Here is a 15,310-nt window from a genome sequence, read left to right as displayed (position 1 = left end):
CCTGGCGCCACAAGTGCCATGCTTGCAGGATGCCTCGGACCAGTGCACGCAGATGCACGGCCGTCGGCAAGGAGGCCGCCAGACCGCGCAACCGTGACGTGGCCGGCGCGCCGCAGCAGAACACGCCGGACACCTGCCCCCACAATAATTCAGGCAGGGTCCGTGATGCCGAGGTCCGCTGTATGCCTGATGAATTGCTCCACCTGCCCGTTATCCAGCGCATTCTGGCCCGTGACAAGGCTACCCCAGGCGCCTTGTTGCCGATCCTGCATGCCATCCAGCACGACATCGGCTATATCCCCGATGCCGCTGTTCCCGAAATCGCCCATGCCCTCAACCTCAGCCTGGCCGAGGTGCGCGGGGTGATCAGCTTCTATCACGACTTCCGCACCACGCCGCCTGCGCGCCACACCTTGCGCCTGTGCCGCGCTGAGTCGTGCCAGAGCCGTGGCGCCGAGGCCCTGGCCGCGCAATTGCGCGAACAGCTGGCACTGGACGACCACGGCACCAGCGCCGACGGTGCCATCAGCCTGCGCCCGGTGTACTGCCTGGGTGCCTGCGCCTGTTCGCCGGCGCTGGAGCTGGACGGCCAGGTGCATGCGCGGCTCACCCCTGAGCGCCTGCGCGCATTGGTCAACGGTTGCCGGGAGGACGCAGCATGCTGAAGCTCTATATCCCCTGCGACTCGGTGGCCCGTGCCGTCGGGGCCGACCAGGTGGCCGATGCCTTGCAGCGCGAGGCCGAGCGTCGCCAGCTACCGCTGGATATCCAGCGCACCAGTTCACGCGGGCTTTACTGGCTGGAGCCGCTGGTCGAGTGCGACAGCGCACAAGGGCGCCTGGGTTTTGGCCCGGTCACCCCGCAGGAGGTGACTTCGCTGCTCGATGCCCTGGCCGGTGAACCCGGTGGCCACTCGCTGGCGCTGGGGCCGGTCGAAGACATTCCTTACCTGAAAACCCAGCAGCGCCTGCTGTTCGCCCGCGCCGGTATCACCCGCCCGTTGTCGCTGGACGACTACCGCGCCCAGGGTGGTTTCGCCGGCCTGGAAGCTGCCGTGGCAATGGGCGGCGCCGATGTGGTCGCTGCCGTGCTCGATTCCGGCCTGCGTGGCCGTGGCGGCGCGGCGTTCCCCGCTGGCATCAAGTGGCGCACCGTACGCGACGCCGGCGCCGGGCAAAAGTATGTGGTGTGCAACGCCGACGAAGGCGACTCCGGTACCTTCGCCGACCGCATGCTGATGGAAGGCGACCCGTTCCTGTTGATCGAAGGCATGAGCATTGCCGGCCTCGCTGTGGGCGCCGACAAAGGCTACATCTACGTGCGTTCGGAATACCCCGATGCCATTCGTGTGCTTGACCAGGCCTTGGCCATCGCCCGCGATGCCGGCTATCTCGGCACTGACGTGGCCGGCAGCGGCCAGTCCTTCGACCTGGAAGTGCGGGTGGGCGCCGGCGCCTATATCTGCGGCGAAGAAACCGCATTGCTCGAATCCATCGAAGGCAAGCGGGGCGTCGTCCGCGCCAAGCCTCCACTGCCCGCGCTGCAAGGGTTGTTCGGCCTGCCGACACTCGTACACAACGTGCTCACCTTGGCTTCGGTGCCCATCATTCTGGCCAAGGGGGCAGCGTTTTACCGCAACTTCGGCATGGGCCGCTCGCTGGGCACCCTGCCGTTCCAGCTGGCCGGTAATATCCGCCAGGGCGGTTTGGTGGAACGCGCATTCGGCCTGACCCTTCGTGAACTGGTCGAAGGCTATGGCGGCGGCACCGCCAGTGGCCGACCGCTGAAAGCTGCGCAGGTCGGTGGCCCGCTCGGCGCCTGGGTACCGCCCAGCCACTTCGACACCCCGCTGGATTACGAAGCCTTCGCCGCCATGGGCGCGATGCTTGGCCATGGCGGTGTAGTGGTGGCCGACGACACCCTGAACATGGCCAGCATGGCGCGCTTTGCCCTGCAGTTCTGCGCTGAAGAGTCCTGCGGCAAATGCACCCCGTGCCGCATCGGCTCTACCCGTGGCATGGAAGTGGTCGACCGGTTGATGGCGACCCAGGATTTCACTGAACGCCACGACCAGGCCCTGTTGCTGCGCGACCTGTGCGACACGATGCAGTACGGCTCGCTGTGCGCCATGGGCGGCATGACCGCCTACCCGGTGGCCAGCGCCCTCAAGTACTTCCCCGCCGATTTCGGGCTGACCACCACGGAGGCCGCGCAGTGATCAATTTCTTCGACCCCGCTTTGGATAAAAGCGGCGACCTCGGCACCCCGGCCCGTGACAGCGACGTGCAGGTCAGCCTGAGCATCGATGGCCGTGCCATCAGCGTGCCCGCCGGCACTTCCGTCATGCGCGCTGCCGCCATGCTTGGCACCAGTATTCCCAAGCTCTGCGCCACCGACAGCCTCGAAGCCTTCGGCTCGTGCCGCATGTGCATGGTGGAAATCGAAGGCATGCGCGGCTACCCGGCGTCTTGCACCACGCCCGTCAGCGAAGGCATGGTGGTACGCACCGAAACCCCACGCCTGGCTGGCCTGCGCCGCAACGTGATGGAGCTGTACATCTCCGACCACCCGCTGGACTGCCTGACCTGTTCGGCCAACGGCAACTGCGAGCTGCAGACCGTGGCGGGCCAGGTGGGCTTGCGCGAGGTGCGCTACGGCTACGATGGCGCCAACCACCTGGCCGAGAAAAAGGACGTTTCCAACCCGTATTTCGACTACGAGCCCAGCAAGTGCATTGTGTGCAGCCGCTGCGTGCGCGCCTGCGAGGACATCCAGGGTACCTTCGCCCTGACCATTACCGGGCGCGGTTTCGAGTCGCGGGTGGCGGCGGCGGGCGGAGACAACTTCCTGGCTTCCGAGTGCGTCTCCTGCGGCGCCTGCGTGCAGGCGTGCCCGACCGCAACCCTGACGGAAAAAAGCCTGGTGCAGCTTGGCCAACCTGAGCGCTCGGTCATCACCACTTGCGCCTATTGCGGTGTCGGTTGTTCGTTCCGCGCCGAAATGAAAGGCGACCAACTGGTGCGCATGGTCCCGGACAAGAACGGCGGCGCCAACCATGGCCACGCCTGCGTCAAGGGCCGTTTCGCCTGGGGCTACGCCACCCACCCGGACCGTATTACCAAGCCGATGATCCGCAAGCGGCTGGAAGACCCGTGGCAGGAAGTGAGCTGGGACGAGGCGGTGACGTATGCCGCCAGCGAGTTCCGCCGCATCCAGCTCAAGTACGGGCGTGACTCGATTGGCGGTATCACCTCCAGCCGCTGCACCAACGAAGAAGCCTATCTGGTGCAAAAGCTGGTGCGCACGGCGTTCGGCAACAACAACGTCGATACCTGCGCGCGGGTGTGCCATTCACCCACCGGCTATGGCCTGAAGCAAACCCTGGGTGAATCGGCCGGCACACAAAGCTTCGATTCGGTGATGCAGGCCGACGTGGTGCTGGTGATAGGCGCCAACCCCACCGATGCCCACCCGGTGTTCGGCTCGCAGCTCAAGCGCCGCCTGCGCCAGGGCGCGCGGCTGATCGTGATCGACCCACGGCGCATCGACCTGGTCGACTCGCCCCATGCCCGCGCCGAGCTGCACCTGCAACTGCGCCCAGGCACCAACGTGGCGATGCTCAACGCCCTGGCTCATGTGATCGTCACCGAGGGCCTGCTGGCCCAGCGCTTCATCGATGCGCGCTGCGAAACAGAAGACTTTGCCCGCTGGCGTGATTTCGTCAGCCTGGCAGACAACGCCCCTGAAGTGCTCGGCCCGGTCTGCGGCGTGCCCGCCGAACAGATCCGTGCCGCTGCCCGGTTGTATGCCACAGGTGGCAACGCGGCAATTTACTACGGCTTGGGCGTGACCGAGCACAGCCAGGGCAGCACCGCAGTGATGGGCATTGCCAACCTGGCCATGGCCACCGGCAACATCGGCCGTGAAGGGGTAGGGGTGAACCCGCTGCGCGGGCAGAACAACGTGCAGGGCTCGTGCGACATGGGCTCTTTCCCCCATGAACTGCCGGGCTACCGGCACATTTCCAACGAGAATGTGCGTGCGGAGTTCGAACGCGCCTGGGGAGTGACCCTGCAGCCTGACCCAGGCCTGCGCATTCCCAACATGTTCGAAGCCGCGCTGGACGGCAGCTTCAAGGCGTTGTACTGCCAAGGCGAGGACATCGCCCAGAGCGACCCCAACACCCAGCATGTCACGGCGGCCTTGCACGCCATGGAGTGCGTGGTGGTGCAGGATATTTTCCTCAACGAAACGGCCAAGTTTGCCCACGTGTTCCTGCCAGGCAGCTCGTTCCTGGAAAAGGACGGCACATTCACCAATGCCGAACGCCGGATTTCGCGGGTGCGCAAGGTGATGGAACCGTTGGCAGGCAAGGCGGACTGGGAAGCGACCGTGGCCTTGGCCAACGCCTTGGGCTACCCGATGAACTACCGTCACCCGTCCGAGATCATGGACGAGATCGCCCGCCTGACGCCGACCTTCCGCCGCGTCAGCTATGCCGAAATCGACCGCCACGGTAGCTTGCAGTGGCCGTGCAACGACGCCGCACCCGATGGCACGCCGACCATGCACATCGACCAGTTCGTGCGGGGCAAGGGGCGCTTCATGCTCACCGGTTACGTGCCCACCGACGAGAAGGTCAACAACCGCTACCCGCTGCTGCTGACCACCGGGCGCATCCTCAGCCAGTACAACGTCGGCGCACAGACCCGCCGTACCGGCAACGTGGCCTGGCATGACGCCGACCGCCTGGAAATTCACCCGACCGATGCCGAAAGCCGTGGCATCCAGGACGGTGACTGGGTGGGCATCGGCAGCCGCGCTGGGCAGACCGTACTGCGCGCCAAGGTCAGCGCGCGGGTCGCACCGGGCGTGGTGTACACCACCTTCCACTTCCCCGAGTCGGGGGCCAATGTGATTACCACCGACAACTCCGACTGGGCCACCAACTGCCCCGAGTACAAGGTAACGGCGGTGGAAGTGGTGAAAGTGTTCCAGCCGTCGCAGTGGCAGAAGCGTTATCAGGACTTCAGTGATGAGCAGCGGCGTTTGCTGAAGGAGCGCCGTACTCAGGAGAACGCCGAGGTGCGCCGATGAGCAGCGACAACCTGGTCAAGATGGCCAACCAGATTGCCCATTACTTCGACAGCGAGCCGGACCGGGCCTTGGCGGTACAAGGGGTGCGGCAGCATTTGCAGAGCTTCTGGACACCGGCGATGCGCCGGCAATTGGCGGAGTGGATCGAGGCCAATGCTGGGGAGGGGCTGGACCCCAAGGTGCGGGAGGCGTTGGGCTAGCGTCTGGTGCTGATTGGGGCTGCGCAGCAGCCCCAGTAATAGTGCGGTGAAGCGAAACAGTAGGTTTAACCGTGGGCTAACTCGGCTTGGTGGGCGATGGCCTCTTCACTCTTTAGCACCAGCACATCGCCTTCCAGAGCATCCAGCACCACCTCCGAAGTATTCCCAATCAACGCCCCGGTAATCCCGGTGCGGCACACCGTGCCGATCACCGTCACCACCGCCCCCAGCTTCTGCTCGGTATGCGGGATCAGCACGTCCGCCGGCCCTTCGGCCACATGCAAACGCTCTTCGCTAATGTCGTACTCGGCCTGGAACGCTTTGCACGCCTCGCGGTAACGCTTTTCGATGGTTTCGCTCAACTGGTACGCCGGGTCCGACGCCGACAGCATCGGTGACGGATGGGCGCTGATGACATGCAGTTCACCCTTGGCCAGCTTGGCAATCTCGAAACCATGGTCAATGATGCTGGCATGCAGGCGGCGGTGATCCTCGTCCTGGTTGCCCACGTCCACCGCCGCCAGGATCACGCCACCCGTCCAGGGCTGCTCACTCTTCACCATCAGCACCGCACACGGGCACTGGCGCAGCAGCTTCCAGTCGCTGGGGGTGAGCAGGGCTTTTTTCAGCGGGTTGTCCGGGCGGTGTTCCTTGATCACCAGCTCGCAACCCTCGGCCTGCTGCACGTAGATGATGGTGTCGTGCAGGTTGCCGCGCCAGGCCTCTTCATGGGTGACATTGTCGTAGCCGTCATCGTGCAGCTGACTACTTAACAGGCTCAGCAGCGCATGGTGGTCATGCCGTTTGTCGCACATCAGCAGGTGCAGGCGTGCGCCGGTCACGCCGGCAATCAGCTTGGCCCGGGTCAGCGCCCGGCTGTGGGCGTGCTCGGGGTCGAGGACGACAAGGATGCTGCGGACGGCTTGCATGGGCGTTAGCTCCCTTCAAAGGTGGCGACCAATGCCTGACTATAGACGGCGCGGCCCCCGCTGGCGCTTGATGTACATCAAGAAGCATAGTCACTGACGCCGCCCGCCGCCGCCGCTATAATCGCCGGCCCTGCCTGTTCTGTGTGGTTGCACGCTTATGTCCCTGATCCCCGAAATCGACGCCTTTCTTGGCTGCCCGACGCCAGATGCCTGGATCGAAGCGGCGCTGGCCGACCAGGAAACCCTGCTGATCGACCACAAGAACTGCGAATTCAAGGCTGCCAGCACGGCCTTGAGCCTGATGGCCAAGTACAACACCCACCTCGACCTGATCAACATGATGTCGCGCCTGGCCCGTGAAGAGCTGGTGCACCATGAACAGGTGCTGCGGCTGATGAAGCGCCGTGGCGTGCCACTGCGCCCGGTGTCGGCGGGGCGCTATGCGTCGGGGCTGCGCCGCCTGGTGCGCGCCCACGAGCCGGTCAAGCTGGTGGATACGCTGGTGGTGGGGGCATTTATCGAAGCGCGCAGCTGCGAGCGCTTTGCCGCGCTGGTGCCGCACCTGGATGAGGAACTGGGCCGCTTCTATCACGGCCTGCTGAAAAGCGAAGCACGCCACTACCAAGGCTACCTGAAACTGGCGCACAACTACGGTGATGAGGCAGACATCGCCCGCCGGGTGGAGCTGGTGCGTGCCGCTGAGGTCGAGCTGATCCAGTCACCGGACCAGGAACTGCGCTTCCACAGCGGCATCCCGCAAGCGCTGGCCGCCTGATTCGCACCAGGCGGCCCAGCCGTTAGTTGCGCCGGCCCAGCAGCAGGCCCACCACCAGGCCAAGGCCTGCGGAAATGGCCACGGTCTGCCACGGATGGCCACCTATGTAGTCCTGGGTAGCGTCCACCACCGGTTGCGCCTTGCTGCGCATATTGCTGGCCGCCTGGCCGGCCTGGCGCAGCTTCAGGTTGACCTGCGCGCGTAACGTTTCGGCTTCTTCGCCCACCAGGGCGGCGCTGTCGTTCAGCAGTTTTTCCGATTCTTCGATCAGCGATTGCAGTTCGCTGAATACCTGGTCCTTGATCTGATCGCTGTCTGCCAGTGCGGCGTTTTTCCGGGCCATGAACTCGTCCTCGTCGATGGGGTGGTTTGAACAATGGATGCCGCCGCGTCGGGAAAGTTGCGCCGGCTTACTGATGTTGCGTTGCCTGGGTGTAAGATAGCGGCCATTTTCAAACCTGCAGGTACCTTCATGAGTTTTAATCTGGCCAACATGAGCTTCGAGGAACGGGCGCAGATCGAGGCAGAGAAGGCGCGGTTGTTCGAGCTGTGGCAGAACAACCTGGGCAAGGCCAAGGGCGAAGCGGCCCGGCTGATTGCCGAAAAACCGCGTCGCAAGGGCAAGTGGGCCGAGTGGGTACGCGCCGAGCTGGACGGCATGACGCCCCCCGAATACGCCAGCATGGTGCGCAGCGAAGTCAACAAGCTGATGGCCGCCGCCAGCGCCAGCCGCTGAACACCCCCCAGGTGCTTACCAGTAGGCGCCCTTGGGCAGGTCCAGCTTGCCCTCGTCGGTAAAGCGCACAGTCCCCAGCAGACCACCGGCCAGCTTGCCGCGCAGCTTGTAGGGCAGGCCCTGCAGCGAGTCCACCTTGCCCAGTCCATAGGCCTGGCGCAGGAAGGAAAATGCCGTGATGCTTACCGGCACCACGATCACCGCTTCGTCATAACGGCCGATGTGCCCCTGCTGGTCGCTGACCCCGGCGGCCAGCGGCTGGCCGTTCACTTCCAGGTTGAGGGCAATGCCGTTGTAGTCGATGGGCGATTCGCTGGGGTTTTGCACCCGCATTTTCACGGCCATGCGCAGTTCCAGTTCCTGGCCGGGCAACGGTTCGATGCCGATCACACTGATATTGACCGGGTCACGTGGCTGGAACAGTGCGCACGCGTTCAGGCCGTAGGCCATCAGTAGCACAAGCATTAACCGGGTAAAGCGGTACAGGCGGGCAGTCATGAGGGCGACCTTGCCAGAGTGAGCGAAGTGTCAGTGTGGCAAATGCAAGTGGGCGTTGAAAGTGCCCCACAGGATGAAAGATACTGTTTCTCATTAACGCCCGATAACTCCTCCTACTGGCTGTTCCCAAACCCATGCTGACGTCACCCGTGTCGGGGCTGCTGGCGAGTTTCCAGGAGCACTACGACGACCTGCTGCAGTTTCTGACCCGGCGCATGAGCGACCGCCAGCGCGCCGCCGACGTGGCCCAGGAAACCTACCTGAAGCTGGTCAAGATCGATGAGCAAGCGCTGCCGGTGCTGCATGCGCGCAGCTTCATCTTCCGCGTGGCCGGCAACCTGGCAATCGATGCCTTGCGCCGCGAACAGCGCCTGGCGGCCAGCCATGACGACTGTGACGGGGCAGCGGAACTGGCCTGCCCGGCGCCAGCACCCGAGGCGATGTTGCTGGCCCGGGAGCGCTTGCAAATTCTTGACGATGCGCTGCTGAAACTGCCCGACAATGCCCGCCAGGCGTTGTTGCTGAACCGCGTCGAAGGCCTGACCCAGGCGCAGATTGCACAGCGGCTGGGGGTTTCCGAGAGCATGGTGGCCAAGTACATCGGCCAAGCCTTGCGCCATTGCCGCGACTGGCTCAAACAGGCGGGTGTGGCGGCCTCCGTGGTGTTGCTGGTCGCCGCGATGGCGGCTTGGCAACAGGCGCCGATGCTGCTGGCGGATTACCACACTGCAGTGGGCGAGCGGCAGGTGATCACCCTGGCGGATGGCACGCGGGTGACATTGAACAGCGCCAGTGCGCTGAGCGTGGTGTTCAACGCGCACGAACGCCGGGTGGTGCTGGATGCCGGTGAGGCCCTGTTCGAGACCGCTGATGAGGCGCGGCCGTTTGTGGTCGAGACGGCGGGTGAGCGTGTGCAGGGTGGTGCAGCCACGTTCAGCGTGCGCCGCGATGGCCGTGTGGTGCTGGCGCGTGGTGAGGCCAAGGTTGGCGAACGTTCATTGGTGGTAGCCGCCGATGCCGGAACGCAGATGGCCTGGCAGCGCGGCAAGCTGATCTTCAACGGCAAGCCGCTGGGGCAGGTGCTGGCGGAACTTGAGCGTTACCGGCATGGGCGGATTGTGCTGTCCGATAGCAAGCTGGCAGCGATGGAGGTGAGCGGGGTGTTTGACCTTGACGAGCCGGAGGCGCTGTTGCGCACGCTGGAGCAGCGGTATGGCCTGAAGGTGACCTACCTGCCGTGGTTGGCCGTGGTTCATTGACCAGCCTGTGCCGACCTCTTCGCGGGCAAGCCCGCTCCCACAGGTACGCCACAGAATTCAAGGACTGTGATGTACTTGTGCGAGCGGGCTTGCCCGCGAAGGGGCCGGTACAGGAAAAATAATTTCCATTTGCGACTGCAAGTTCCTGCAAGCCAGATCGTCGTAGTGGGACTGATCAGCAACCCATTCTCATTTACGACTTGTCAGGAAGCTCATTCGTGCCTCTGATGCTCAAGCCCCTGCACCGCCGTCGCGGTTCACTTCACCATGCCCTGATGTCCTGCAGCGCCCTGGCCATGCTGGCCGGCCCGTTGTCGGCATGGGCGTCGACCGCTGCCGACCAGGCCCAGGTCCAGGCCCGTCAGGTTCAGCTCGACCTGCCCGCCCAGCCGCTGGACCAGGCCCTGACTGCCTTCGCCGACCAGGCCGGCCTGCACCTGTTGTACACCACGGGCGATGTTGCAGGCCTGGCCAGCCCTGCGTTGCACGGCAGCTACAACGTCGAGCAGGCCCTGCAGCAGTTGCTGGCCGGCAGCGGCATGGGCTGGCAGTTCAGCGATGCCCGCACGGTCACCCTGCGCAAGGCCGAGGCTGCGCCGCAGGCGGTCAACCTCAAGCCGATCGAAGTCAACGTGGCCTCGCGTACCAGCACTGCAATCAGCGAAATCCCCGGCACGGTCTGGGTAGTCGACCAGCAGCAATTGCGCGAACAGATCGACAGCGGCGTCAGCCTGAAGGAAGCCATCGGCAAGCTGGTACCCGGCCTCGACCTGGCGCCGGAAGGGCGCACCAACTACGGCCAGAACATGCGCGGGCGCAACGTGCTGGTGATGATCGACGGGGTCAGCCAGAACAGCTCGCGTGGCCTGTCGCGCCAGTTCGACAGCATTTCGCCGTTCAACGTCGAGCGTGTCGAAGTGTTGTCTGGCGCCAGCGCCATCTACGGCGGCGGAGCCACCGGCGGCATTATCAACATCGTCACCAAGAAGGGCGAGCCCGGCCCGGCGCGCTTCGAAACACAGCTGGGTGCCAGCAGCGGTTTCAACAACAGCGATGACCTGGCCACCCGCTTCGCCCAGTCGATCAGCGGCGGTAACGAACGGGTCAATGCCCGCCTGGGTATCTCCGGTGAGCAGAACGAAGCCTTCTACGACGGTGCCGGCGACCAGATTTTCATCGACAACACCCAGACCGACCTGCAGTACAACCGCACCCTCGATGTGCTCGGTACCTTGGGCCTGCAATTGAACGACCAGCAGAGCCTCGACCTGCTGGCCCAGTACTACGACTCGGGCAACCACGGCAGCACGGGTATCTACTTCCCCAACCTCAACTACAACGCACCGTCCGACCTGGAAGATGCCGAACTGCGCAGCGGCTACTCGTCCGACCTGGAGCCGCGTACCCGGCGCCTGCTGCTCAACGCCAACTACCACCACACCGATGTGCTGGGCCAGGACTTCTACCTGCAGGCCTCGTACCGCAAGGAAGACGACAACTTCTATCCGTTCCCCTACTACAACCGCGCCACGCCCACCGGGTCGCGCGGGGTGTACTTCGCCGCTTCGCAGCAAAACTTCGAGGTCACCAGCCTCAAGGGCCTGTTCGCCAAGCAGTGGGACACGCTGAAGCTGACCTACGGCGTCGACCTGGACCGTGAGCGTTTCAACGCCGAGCAGACCACGTTCAATGCCCTGACTTCGTCCGAGTCGGGCGGTCTGGAGATGGAGAAGGACAGCAAGGCCGCGCGCTATCCCAGCTACCGGGTTGATGGTGTGTCGGCGTACGCCCAGCTGGACTGGCATGCCACCGATAACCTGACCTTCTCCGGCGGCGCCCGCCGCCAGCAGATGGACGTGGACGTCAGCGACTTCAAGGGCGTGCCGGGCGGCAGCAACGATTACCAAGTCAACCTGTTCAACGTCGGTGCCATTTACGACTTCAAGAACGGCCATCAGGTGTGGACCAACTACGGCGAAGGCTTCGACCTGCCGGACCCGGCCAAGTACTACGGCAAGCCAGGCCTGAGTGTGGCCGACAACCCGCTGGCCGGCATCAAGAGCCGCCAGGTGGAACTGGGCTGGCGCTATGCAGATCTGGACTGGGATGCCCAGGCGGCGCTGTACTACATCTGGTCGGACAAGATCATCAACGTCGATTCGCAAACGCTGACCATCAACGTGGAAGAGCAGAAGAGCCGCGACTTTGGCTTTGAAGGTGAGCTGACCCGGCATTTCCAGACCGGCTGGGAGGCGGGTGGTACCTTGCACCTGACGCGCTCCGAGGAAGAGGCTGCCGACGGTGGCTGGATCAAGCGTGATGCCCGGTATGCCTCGTTGTCCAAGGCCACTGCATTTGTCGGCTGGAAGGGCGATGGCCGCAGTGCGCGGCTGCAGGCCAACCATGCCTTCAGCCTGAAGGACGATGCCGACCACGAGATTGACGGCTACACCACCTTCGACCTGCTGGGTAGCCAGGACACCGGCTTCGGCACCTTCAGCGCCGGCATCCAGAACCTGCTGGACAAGCAGTACAGCACGGTCTGGGGCCAGCGTGCGACGTTGTTCTATTCGCCGACTTATGGGCCGGCGTATCTGTATGACTATCAAGGGCGTGGGCGTACCTACACCTTGACCTGGAGCATGGCTTACTGATTGATGTTGTCTGTTCTGGCCTCTTCGCGGGTGACCCCGCGAAGAGGCCGGTTCAGGCAAACGCGGCCAGCAAATCCTGCGCAAACGCCTGCTGGGCCTCGCCCACCGCTTGTGCCCGGTGCCGAGCCAGGGTAAACGGCACCACAAAATCCAGCCCCGGGTCCAGCGCCCACAACAACCCTTCGGCTTCCCACCCCAGCGCACAATGGCGTGGCAGATAGCCAATATGCCGCCCCGACAAAATGAACGTCAGCACGCTCTCGATCTGCTCCGCCACGGCCATGCTGCGCCGGCTCTGAAACGGTTCGCCGCCTTTGAGAAACCGGTACGGGTGGCACACCTGATCCATGTCCAGCAGCCGCTCATGTTCAACGTCCTTAACACCAAACAGCACATGCTGCTTCCCGCAATAAAGCCGTTGTCGCTCCTCGAACAGTGGCTGGTAATCAAAGGCCGCCTGGTTGCCGGAGAAGTAGCTGATGGCATAGTCCAGCCGCTGCTCCAGCAACAGCCGTTCCAGCTCCGCTGGCGGCGCACTGATCAGTTCCAGTTGCACTGCTTCCTCTCGTGTGCGAAATGCCGAAATGGCTGCGGCCAGCTTAAGGCTCACCGCCTTGTCCTGGTTCTCCGCCATGCCGATGCGCACGGTCCCCAGCAACCGCCCGGCAACCCCATTGGCCTGCTGGCGAAACTGCTCGATGTTCAGCAGCAGCCCGCGCGCCGCCTCCAATAGCAACGTGCCTTTCTCCGTGAGGTGAAAGCCACCCTTGCCCCGGCTGCACAGGCGATAACCCAGGCGTGCTTCCAGCTGTGCCATGCGCTGGCTGATAGTGGGCTGGCTCAGGCCTAGCACGCCTTGTGCGGCGCTGAAGCCGCCGGCCTCGACTACAGTGACGAACAGCCGCAGCAGGTGCAGGTCGGGGTCGTGCACTTGTCCGAGCATTACATTGCTCCTGTTGAATGTCAGCTTTGCAAACTTGCCATTCCTGCAATGTAACCCGGCTGGCATGCTCGCGGCATCCACCCATTTGCCGAGGTGTCCGCCATGCGTCGATCGTTGTGCCTGTTGTCCCTGGTTCTGGCCTTGCCGCTGCAAGCCGAAGAAAAGGTCGTCAACCTCTACAGCTGGGCCGACTACGTTGCCCCGCAAACCCTCAAGCGCTTCGAGCAGGAAACCGGCTACAAGGTGCGCTACGACACCTTCGACACCACCGAAGTACTGGAAACCAAGCTGCTGACCGGTGGCAGTGGCTACGACGTGGTGGTGCCATCGTCGACCGTACTGGCCCGGGCGCTGAAGGCCAACGCCCTGCAACCGCTCGACCCCCAGGCCATGCCCGGCTACAGCAACCTCGACAAGGACCTGCTGGCCAAGCTTGCCGAGGCCGACCCCGGGAACCGCCACGCTGTGCCGTACACCTGGGGCACCTTGGGCCTGGGTGTGAACGTGGAAGCGGTGCGCCAGCGCCTGGGTGATGTGCCGCTGGACAGCCTCGACCTGCTGTTCAAGCCCGAATACGCCAGCCGCCTTAAGGATTGCGGCATTGCCATGCCCGATTCACCGCAGGAGGTGATTGGCGTGGCCCTCAACTACCTGGGCAAGGACCCGTACAGCCAGAGCAAGGATGATCTGGCGGCTGCGCAGCGCCTGCTGAGCCAACTACAACCCTCGATCAGCTACGTCGCCAATGGCCGGCAGATCAGCGACCTGGCCAATGGCAGTGTGTGCCTGGCGCTGACCTACAACGGCGATGCGGCGATGGCCGCCGACCAGGCGCGCCGTGCCGGCAAGCCGTTCGAGCTGATTTACCGTATTCCCCGGGAAGGCACGCTGGTGTGGCAGGACAACCTGGTCATCCCCAAAGACGCCCCGCACCCCGAGGCAGCGCGTGCGTTCATCGCCTTCATGCTCAAGCCAGAGTCGGTGGCTGCGCTGACCAACACGCTGTTTTTTGCCAACGCCAACCGGGCGGCCACGCCGCTGGTGGACGAAGCGGTGCGCAACGACCCCGACATCTACCCGCCGGCCGAAGTGCGCCAGCGGCTGTTCGCCGACCGCAGCATGGCGCTGTCCGACCTGCGCCAGCGCAACCGCCTGTGGACGGCCTTCCGCACCCGGCAATAACGCATAACAACCCAGGAGCCCGACCGTGGACCAAGCCGCAAGCAATGACCAGGCGATGACCCGCGACAGCCTGTACGGCACTGCCGCAGAAAGTACCTACGCCGGCATTACCAGTTTCTCCCGCCGACGCTACAGCCGCGACCTGCGTGGTGTGGATGTGGTCGTCAGCGGTGTGCCGTTCGATACCGCCACCAGCAACCGCCCTGGCGCACGTTTTGGCCCGCGCGCGATCCGCGCTGCCTCGGTGCAGCAGGCCTGGGCCCGGCACTGGCCGTGGGCGTTCGACCCGTTCGACCACCTGGCAGTGATCGACTACGGCGACTGCGCCTTCGACAGCGGCACGCCGGAGTCGGTGCCGGACAGCATCGAGGCCCATGCCGAGCACATCCTTCAGGCCGGTTGCGCCATGCTCACCTTGGGCGGCGACCACTTCATCAGCTACCCGCTGCTCAAAGCTCACGCTCGCCGCCATGGCCCGCTGGCGCTGATTCACTTCGATGCCCACAGCGATACGTGGCCGGACGAGGAGGGCAAGCGAATCGACCATGGCACCATGTTCTGGCATGCCGCCCGTGAAGGCCTGGTAGACCCGGGCAGTTCGGTGCAGATCGGCCTGCGCACCACCAACGACGACAGCCAGGGCTTTGCCATCCTGGATGCCCGGCAGGTACACCGCCAGGGCACCGAGGCGATCATTGCGGCAATTCGTCAGCGGGTGGGCGACCGGCCGGTGTACCTCACGTTCGATATCGACTGCCTTGACCCGGCCTATGCGCCTGGCACGGGTACTCCGGTGTGTGGTGGGCTTACCACGGTGCAGGCGCTGGAAATTCTGGGCGGGCTGCGTGGTATCAACCTGGTGGGCATGGACCTGGTGGAGGTGGCACCGGCTTATGACCATGCCGATATCACCGCATTGGCCGGGGCGACGTTGGCGATGGAGATGCTGTGCTTGTATGCGGCGCGGCACAAGGTAGACAAAGGCCAGTAATCGGGGGCCGCGAAGCGGCCTCAAGGTCCATACTGAAATATCAGGA

At 64.2% G+C, this 15,310-nt stretch carries 14 protein-coding genes; 10 read left to right on the top strand and 4 right to left on the bottom strand.

Translation table 11 applies throughout. The features are described 5' to 3' along the window. Positions 1-182: 182 nt before the first annotated feature. Genes ACF8R4_RS12095 through ACF8R4_RS12080 form a run of 4 tightly spaced genes read left to right on the top strand, consistent with a single transcriptional unit; the run spans position 183 to position 5,297 of the window. Entirely contained in the window at positions 183-665 is a 483-nt protein-coding gene (locus ACF8R4_RS12095) for a formate dehydrogenase subunit gamma (protein WP_019098738.1), read from the top strand. Next, a complete protein-coding gene (locus ACF8R4_RS12090) occupies positions 659-2,218 on the top strand; it encodes an NADH-quinone oxidoreductase subunit NuoF (protein ID WP_156867310.1) in 1,560 nt (519 codons plus the stop codon). The genes ACF8R4_RS12095 and ACF8R4_RS12090 overlap by 7 nt, the downstream gene beginning before the upstream one ends. Further along, the gene (gene fdhF / locus ACF8R4_RS12085) at positions 2,215-5,097 is read left to right on the top strand and encodes a formate dehydrogenase subunit alpha (RefSeq protein WP_060500473.1); all 2,883 of its coding nucleotides are present in this window, start codon (positions 2,215-2,217) and stop codon (positions 5,095-5,097) included. Before ACF8R4_RS12090 ends, fdhF begins: the two co-directional genes overlap by 4 nt. Beyond that, positions 5,094-5,297, top strand: coding sequence for a formate dehydrogenase subunit delta (locus ACF8R4_RS12080; RefSeq protein WP_060500475.1), 204 nt, complete (start codon positions 5,094-5,096; stop codon positions 5,295-5,297). Before fdhF ends, ACF8R4_RS12080 begins: the two co-directional genes overlap by 4 nt. 65 nt (positions 5,298-5,362) lie before the next feature. Here ACF8R4_RS12080 and ACF8R4_RS12075 read toward each other — a convergent pair whose 3' ends face one another. After that, a complete protein-coding gene (locus ACF8R4_RS12075) occupies positions 5,363-6,226 on the bottom strand; it encodes a universal stress protein (protein ID WP_060500477.1) in 864 nt (287 codons plus the stop codon). 157 nt (positions 6,227-6,383) lie between these two features. On the opposite strand from ACF8R4_RS12075, the gene ACF8R4_RS12070 reads away from it, so the two are divergent. Continuing rightward, positions 6,384-7,001 (top strand): tRNA-(ms[2]io[6]A)-hydroxylase, encoded by a 618-nt coding sequence (locus ACF8R4_RS12070; protein WP_016714954.1) that lies wholly within the window; start codon positions 6,384-6,386, stop codon positions 6,999-7,001. A gap of 22 nt (positions 7,002-7,023) precedes the next feature. Here ACF8R4_RS12070 and ACF8R4_RS12065 read toward each other — a convergent pair whose 3' ends face one another. After that, entirely contained in the window at positions 7,024-7,344 is a 321-nt protein-coding gene (locus ACF8R4_RS12065) for a YqjD family protein (protein ID WP_200929236.1), read from the bottom strand. A gap of 129 nt (positions 7,345-7,473) precedes the next feature. Between ACF8R4_RS12065 and ACF8R4_RS12060 the strand changes: the two genes are divergently transcribed. Further along, positions 7,474-7,737, top strand: a complete 264-nt coding sequence (locus tag ACF8R4_RS12060; RefSeq protein WP_060500481.1) for a hypothetical protein — start codon at positions 7,474-7,476, stop codon at positions 7,735-7,737. Positions 7,738-7,752: 15 nt separating this feature from the next. Here ACF8R4_RS12060 and ACF8R4_RS12055 read toward each other — a convergent pair whose 3' ends face one another. After that, the gene (locus ACF8R4_RS12055; protein ID WP_186723372.1) at positions 7,753-8,235 is read right to left on the bottom strand and encodes an LEA type 2 family protein; all 483 of its coding nucleotides are present in this window, start codon (positions 8,233-8,235) and stop codon (positions 7,753-7,755) included. A 134-nt stretch (positions 8,236-8,369) separates the two neighbouring features. Here ACF8R4_RS12055 and ACF8R4_RS12050 point away from each other — a divergent pair, with 134 nt between their 5' ends. After that, positions 8,370-9,494, top strand: a complete 1,125-nt coding sequence (locus ACF8R4_RS12050; protein WP_060500485.1) for a sigma-70 family RNA polymerase sigma factor — start codon at positions 8,370-8,372, stop codon at positions 9,492-9,494. A gap of 227 nt (positions 9,495-9,721) precedes the next feature. Next, on the top strand, positions 9,722-12,148 hold the full coding sequence (locus ACF8R4_RS12045) for a TonB-dependent receptor (RefSeq protein ID WP_392492588.1): 2,427 nt from the start codon (positions 9,722-9,724) through the stop codon (positions 12,146-12,148). A 52-nt stretch (positions 12,149-12,200) separates the two neighbouring features. Here the strand turns inward: ACF8R4_RS12045 and ACF8R4_RS12040 are convergent, their stop codons facing one another. After that, the gene (locus tag ACF8R4_RS12040; RefSeq protein WP_060500490.1) at positions 12,201-13,091 is read right to left on the bottom strand and encodes a LysR family transcriptional regulator; all 891 of its coding nucleotides are present in this window, start codon (positions 13,089-13,091) and stop codon (positions 12,201-12,203) included. Between the two features lie 102 nt (positions 13,092-13,193). Here ACF8R4_RS12040 and ACF8R4_RS12035 point away from each other — a divergent pair, with 102 nt between their 5' ends. Further along, complete coding sequence (locus tag ACF8R4_RS12035; RefSeq protein WP_104835210.1) at positions 13,194-14,273, top strand: polyamine ABC transporter substrate-binding protein; 1,080 nt, start codon at positions 13,194-13,196, stop codon at positions 14,271-14,273. Between the two features lie 25 nt (positions 14,274-14,298). Continuing rightward, a complete protein-coding gene (gene speB, locus ACF8R4_RS12030) occupies positions 14,299-15,264 on the top strand; it encodes an agmatinase (RefSeq protein WP_060500494.1) in 966 nt (321 codons plus the stop codon). Positions 15,265-15,310 lie beyond the last annotated feature (46 nt).

The organism is Pseudomonas sp. FYR_2 (genome assembly GCF_043106425.1).
In the GTDB taxonomy this organism is placed as follows: Bacteria; Pseudomonadota; Gammaproteobacteria; order Pseudomonadales; family Pseudomonadaceae; genus Aquipseudomonas; species Aquipseudomonas monteilii.
This window is presented reverse-complemented; position numbering and strand designations above follow the sequence as displayed.

Bases quoted from the DNA above. Each gene is read 5' to 3' on its own strand.
- ACF8R4_RS12095 (WP_019098738.1), top strand. From the start codon at position 183: ATGCCTGATGAATTGCTCCACCTGCCCGTTATCCAGCGCATTCTGGCC.
- ACF8R4_RS12090 (WP_156867310.1), top strand. From the start codon at position 659: ATGCTGAAGCTCTATATCCCCTGCGACTCGGTGGCCCGTGCCGTCGGG.
- ACF8R4_RS12080 (WP_060500475.1), top strand. From the start codon at position 5,094: ATGAGCAGCGACAACCTGGTCAAGATGGCCAACCAGATTGCCCATTAC.
- ACF8R4_RS12075 (WP_060500477.1), bottom strand. From the start codon at position 6,226: ATGCAAGCCGTCCGCAGCATCCTTGTCGTCCTCGACCCCGAGCACGCC.
- ACF8R4_RS12070 (WP_016714954.1), top strand. From the start codon at position 6,384: ATGTCCCTGATCCCCGAAATCGACGCCTTTCTTGGCTGCCCGACGCCA.
- ACF8R4_RS12065 (WP_200929236.1), bottom strand. From the start codon at position 7,344: ATGGCCCGGAAAAACGCCGCACTGGCAGACAGCGATCAGATCAAGGAC.
- ACF8R4_RS12060 (WP_060500481.1), top strand. From the start codon at position 7,474: ATGAGTTTTAATCTGGCCAACATGAGCTTCGAGGAACGGGCGCAGATC.
- ACF8R4_RS12055 (WP_186723372.1), bottom strand. From the start codon at position 8,235: ATGACTGCCCGCCTGTACCGCTTTACCCGGTTAATGCTTGTGCTACTG.
- ACF8R4_RS12050 (WP_060500485.1), top strand. From the start codon at position 8,370: ATGCTGACGTCACCCGTGTCGGGGCTGCTGGCGAGTTTCCAGGAGCAC.
- ACF8R4_RS12045 (WP_392492588.1), top strand. From the start codon at position 9,722: ATGCTCAAGCCCCTGCACCGCCGTCGCGGTTCACTTCACCATGCCCTG.
- ACF8R4_RS12040 (WP_060500490.1), bottom strand. From the start codon at position 13,091: ATGCTCGGACAAGTGCACGACCCCGACCTGCACCTGCTGCGGCTGTTC.
- ACF8R4_RS12035 (WP_104835210.1), top strand. From the start codon at position 13,194: ATGCGTCGATCGTTGTGCCTGTTGTCCCTGGTTCTGGCCTTGCCGCTG.